This window comes from Deefgea salmonis (assembly GCF_020531905.1).
GTDB classification, from domain to species: domain Bacteria; phylum Pseudomonadota; class Gammaproteobacteria; order Burkholderiales; family Chitinibacteraceae; genus Deefgea; species Deefgea salmonis.
This window is the reverse complement of the sequence record NZ_JAJAWG010000025.1, coordinates 1-1,025: the sequence shown is the minus strand read 5'-3', so window position 1 is coordinate 1,025 and position 1,025 is coordinate 1. Positions and strand designations below refer to the sequence as shown.

The 1,025-nt window shown below is 62.7% G+C and carries 2 protein-coding genes; both read left to right on the top strand.

Annotated features, from left to right (window positions below):
- Window positions 1–299: type II toxin-antitoxin system YafQ family toxin (locus tag LG219_RS15245; protein ID WP_431521334.1), on the top strand; the 299-nt coding region annotated here is incomplete at its 5' end.
- A gap of 128 nt (window positions 300–427) precedes the next feature.
- A complete protein-coding gene (locus tag LG219_RS15240; protein ID WP_003159185.1) occupies window positions 428–994 on the top strand; it encodes a recombinase family protein in 567 nt (188 codons plus the stop codon).
- Window positions 995–1,025 lie beyond the last annotated feature (31 nt).

The window sequence follows — 1,025 nt, the reverse complement described above, 5'->3', positions numbered from 1 at the left end:
TGTCATTTTCAGAAGACGACTGCACCAGACAACGCGGTTTGAAGGCTGTTGTGCAGTCGTCTATTGAACGAACAGTATCAGGAGTCCGCTGCACGAATGATGACCTCAAGCCGGTTCTGGTCGCGCTGGCGACCGATCAGCCCCTGGATGTGCGATACCGCGACCACGATCTTTCCGGCGATTGGGCGGGCTACCGCGAATGCCACATCAAGCCCGACCTGCTGCTGATCTACCGCAAGTCCGACGCCGACACCCTGCGACTGGCGCGGCTTGGCTCCCATAGCGAGCTGTTCGGCTGATGCCAGTCGCCTTGTCCGCCAAACGATCATTAGTCGGCCATGCCGGACACTGTCCAGCAAAGTTATTGCACAACGGGTTGTCGGACATTAAGATAGGCGGACGGAATGACGGACAAGAGAGGCGGCAAATGGCACTGATCGGCTATGCGCGGGTATCGACGGCGGAACAGGACACCGCCTTGCAGACGGATGCGCTACGCAAGGCAGGCTGCGAGCGCGTTTTCGAGGACACGGCTTCCGGGGCCAAGGCCGACCGCCCCGGCTTGGCTGATGCGCTGGCCTACCTGCGCGACGGCGACGTGCTGGCCGTCTGGCGGCTGGATCGGCTCGGGCGCTCTATGCCGCACCTAATCGAAACGATAGGCGCGCTGGAAGCGCGAGGCGTCGGCTTCCGTTCTCTGACGGAAGCCATCGACACCACCACGCCAGGCGGGCGGCTCATCTTCCACGTGTTCGGCGCGCTGGGCCAGTTCGAGCGCGACTTGATCCGCGAGCGCACCAAGGCCGGGTTGACTGCCGCCGCCGCTCGTGGGAGGAAGGGCGGGCGAAAGCCGGTTGTCACCGCCGACAAGTTGCAGCGAGCGCGGGAGCACATCGCCAACGGGCTTAATGTCCGAGAGGCCGCTACACGGCTCAAGGTGAGCAAGACGGCCCTGTACACCGCGCTGCAATCCACCAGTGCAGCCGACTCCTGATATTCCGTGCAGTCGTCTTCTGAAAATGACA